This window comes from Pseudomonas sp. CM25 (assembly GCF_013179705.1).
Taxonomy (GTDB): Bacteria; Pseudomonadota; Gammaproteobacteria; order Pseudomonadales; family Pseudomonadaceae; genus Aquipseudomonas.
On sequence record NZ_JABMCW010000445.1, the window covers coordinates 1 to 3773 of the forward strand.

2 protein-coding genes, 1 pseudogene and 1 riboswitch are annotated in these 3773 nt (G+C 62.7%); of the genes and pseudogenes, 1 reads left to right on the forward strand and 2 read right to left on the reverse strand.

The genetic code is table 11. The features are described from left to right. Nucleotides 1-230 (reverse strand): annotated as a pseudogene (locus tag HP546_RS27475) (thiaminase II); the annotation flags it as partial. Further along, nucleotides 227-874 (reverse strand): TenA family protein, encoded by a 648-nt coding sequence (locus HP546_RS27480; protein WP_172232144.1) that lies wholly within the window; start codon nucleotides 872-874, stop codon nucleotides 227-229. The pseudogene HP546_RS27475 and the gene HP546_RS27480, both read right to left, overlap by 4 nt. Before the next feature lie 78 nt (nucleotides 875-952). Beyond that, nucleotides 953-1067, reverse strand: a riboswitch (TPP riboswitch). A 251-nt stretch (nucleotides 1068-1318) separates the two neighbouring features. On the opposite strand from HP546_RS27480, the gene HP546_RS27485 reads away from it, so the two are divergent. After that, nucleotides 1319-3773 (forward strand): copper oxidase (locus tag HP546_RS27485; RefSeq protein ID WP_172232147.1); only part of this gene is annotated, 2455 nt, incomplete at its 3' end.

Consider the following 3773-nt stretch of genomic DNA (forward strand, 5'->3'; position numbering starts at 1 on the left):
AGCCCCGCCTGTGCCGCGCGGATGTCGGCCGGGCGGCGACTTTTGTAGGCAGCCAGGGCCCAGGCGCGGGCGAACTGGACAAGGAACAGGTAGTCCTGCACCAGGTACGTCCGAAACGCCGCCTCACTCAGTGTGCCCTCGCCCATCTGCCGCACGAAATCATGGTCGACATAGCTGTGCCACTGGGGCTCGGCAGCCGTCTTCAGGCGCTGGAAGATGTCCATGCTCATTTGACCTCCGGGTACACGGCGTCGAAGAAGGCCAGCTCCAGCGCCACGGTGCGCTGGTAGAAGTCACTCGCCAGTGCCGCCTCCTGCGGGCCGACGCGGTCCAGCTCGCTTTGCAGGAAGGCGACGAACGCCTGAAACGCCGGGTTGTCGTGCAAGGTGATCCACTCGGCATGGACGAAATTGGCCGGCATGGGTTTCGGCGCTTTCAGCGCCCAGTCCAGGTACAGGCCTTCGGCAACGTTGAGCACGGCCAGCGCCGCCGCGTAGGAGCGGGTCGCCGCCGCTTCGCGCATGATTGCCTTGAAGCCCGCCGTTGGCGCGCTATCGGCCGGCTCGCTGCGTTGTGCAGGGCTGACGTCGAGGGCCTCGAAGGCGCGCAGGAAGTAGGTGTTCTCGTCGCTGCTGATCATTCCGGCAAAGCGCCCGAAGCGCAGGCGCGCCTCGAAGCTGTCGGTGCTGGCGATGGCCGCGCCCAGCAAGGCCAGGAAGCTGTCGAGGAAGCGGTGATCCTGCACCAGGTAGTCGACCATGATCGGGTCAGGCAGGCTGCCGTCGCACAATTGGGTCACGAAACGGTGGCCAACGGCCGCCGACCAGGTCGGCTCGCTCTGGCGGCGCAGGAACTGGCTGAAGCGTTCGGTCATGTTGCTGTCCTTGAAGGGGGTGACAGCGAGACCTTGGAAGTTGGCATGGACAGGCCCCGCAGTGAGGCCGGCAAAAAGGCAGGTTTCGAATCCCATCCCTTCGCCGGCATGATCCGGATCAGGTTCGAAGGGTCACCGCGCTGCAGAGCTCAGCGGTTTCTCAGCCCGTTGCCGGGCTCCCCTTGGTGGCGTTCAGGTATACCCCAGGGCGGCCCGGCTGTCACTCCCCCCACTCCCCAAAACGTGGGCAACCGGTGCCCCGCTACTGGGTACTTATCCCCATTATTGACGCGCGGTTATTTAGCGCGCTTCAGGCGCCGCAAGGATTTGTTTAACAAAGCATTACAGAAATATCTGTTGGCACAACCATTGCTCAGGCCCTTGAACCAGGCAAAACGCCATTGATGGCTCCCAGCCATATAGCCGTGAGCGAGGCACAAGGCAATGAAAACACCTGCCATGATCCACCCTGCCAGGCATGCATTCCAGCTATCTACCGTCACAGCGCTGATGCTCAGCCTCGGGCTGATCACAGCAGTGGCCTCGCCGCTGGATGACAATAGCCAGCCACCACCGACCGATCCGTCCTATTACTCTGATCAGCCCGACGACCCCACGCCGGCTCTGCTAAACCTCAATACCTTGAAAGAAGCCAACGAGGGCTCGCTGGAACTCACTGATGGCGTGTATGGCGACCGTTCGACCGTGCGTATAGACAACGTGCTGCCTCCCGCGCTGCAAACCTCGGACCGGTACCCTACCAACGGCAAGCCCAGCCCGTTGTTCGGCGCCCAACCCTTCACCCAGCAACTGCTGCTGTTTGAAGAATTCGGGCCGGAAAAACTCGACCCGGCACTGCCTCCGCCCGACCTGACATTCCCGGTCCCCACGCTCGGCGCCGCCCCTGCACAGGACCCCAACGTGGTGGCCCGCAGCGGCCCCAGCGGCACCGCGCTGGAAGCATTCCTCAAGCAGCCAGGTCTGTACCCCTTCCCCACCCAGTACGCCAACGTGCTGGACCGCAACCCGTGGAAGGCGCAGATCGAAATGTTCCTCAACCGCCACCCGGTGGGTTCGCCGGCAGAAGGCCGGCCACCAGGAAAAGGCTGGTCGCACCAGCGCTGGAACGAGTTCTACCCGCAGGCGGCGTTCAAGACCGCCCAGGCCGGGGCGCGGATAAACCTGGGCCTGCGCGATCGCAAGCAGCTGCACAACTATGCTGCCGGTGAGTTCGCGCCGGGCGGGCTGTACTACCAGACGTCCGATATCCCGACCACGCTGGGTACCACCAAAGGCATCGATACCCGATTCCACCCCAACTTCCCACTGCAGAACCACAAGTCACTGTGGACGTTCGACGGCACCTTCCCGCCCAAGCTGCTGATGGTGCGCTACGGCCAGCCAATCCTGATGCGCCACTACAACGCCCTGCCGATCGACCCCTCGGCCAACGGGGGCTTTGGCCTGCATACCATTTCGACCCACGAGCACAACGGCCACTCACCGGCTGAAAGCGACGGCTTCGCCAACGCCTACTTCTTCCCCGGTCAGTACTACGACTACCGCTGGCCCGTGCAGCTGGCCGGCTACGACACCATCAACACGCGTGCCCAGGACCCGCGTGCGGCGTTCCCCTGCGCGCCAGGTGAAACGCTGTTCGTCAACGATGACTCGCCAGGCCTGAAAACCTGCCAGAACGGCAGCATCAAGATTCGTGGCGACTGGCGTGAAACCATGAGCACCCACTGGTTCCACGACCATATGATGGATTTCACGGCGCAGAACGTCTACAAGGGCAACGCCGTGATGATGAACTACTACAGCGCCCTGGACCGCGGCAACGAGGCGTTGCAGGATGGCGTCAACCTGCGCTTCCCCAGCGGCTCGGGCATGCCATGGGGGAACCGCGACTACGACGTGAACCTGGTGATCGCCGACAAGGCCTGGGATGCCAACGGCCAGCTGTGGTTCAACCCGTTCAACACCGATGGCTTCCTGGGTGACCAGATCCTGGTCAACTGGCAATACCAGCCCAAGCTCAAGGTGCGTGCGCGCAGCTACCGCTTCCGCATCCTCAACGGCTCGGTGTCGCGCTACTTCAAGTTTGCCGTGGTACGTGAAATTGCTGGCACCAGCGGTGAGTTCAAAGGCCCGTCCGGCTCCAACGTGTCGTATGCGCGAGTGCCGTTCCACATGATCGCCAACGACGGCAACATCATGGAACACGCCGTGCCGTTCGACGGCACCATGGACCTGAATGCCGACGGTAACCTGCAGGACAACAACGGTATATTGCCGCTGCAAGGCATCGCCGAACGCTACGACATCATCATCAACTTCGCCAAGAACGGCATCAAGGCCGGCGACAAGCTGTACTTCATCAACCTTGAGGAGCACCGCACCGGCAAGGGTCCGGAAGGCACTATTTCGCTGGCCGATGTGCTGTCGGGAAAATACAAGGCAGTGATCAAGCAGACCAGCAACGGCCCGCAGTGGGACAACGGCGACCCTGCAGTCGGCAAGTTCCTGCAACTGCTGGTACAACCGTACGCCGGTCAGGACCTGAGCATGGACCCGGTGGCCTACGAACCGGCCAAACCGGGCAAGGCTGAAGGCCTGAAAATGCTGCCGCTGCCAATCGACCGCAACTCGGCAACCGACCAGGCCAAGATCAAGGATGCCCGCCACCGCGAGTTCATCTTCGGCCGCTCGGACGGCACCGACACCAACCCCTGGACAATCAAGACCGACGGTGGTTTCGGCTACAGCATGGACCCACGCCGCATCAGTGCAGCACCGCAACTGGCCAACCAGTCCACCGATGCCGGGTTCAGCGGCGACGGGACCTTGGAGGTGTGGAAAATCAAGAACGGCGGCAACGGCTGGAGCCACCCGGTGC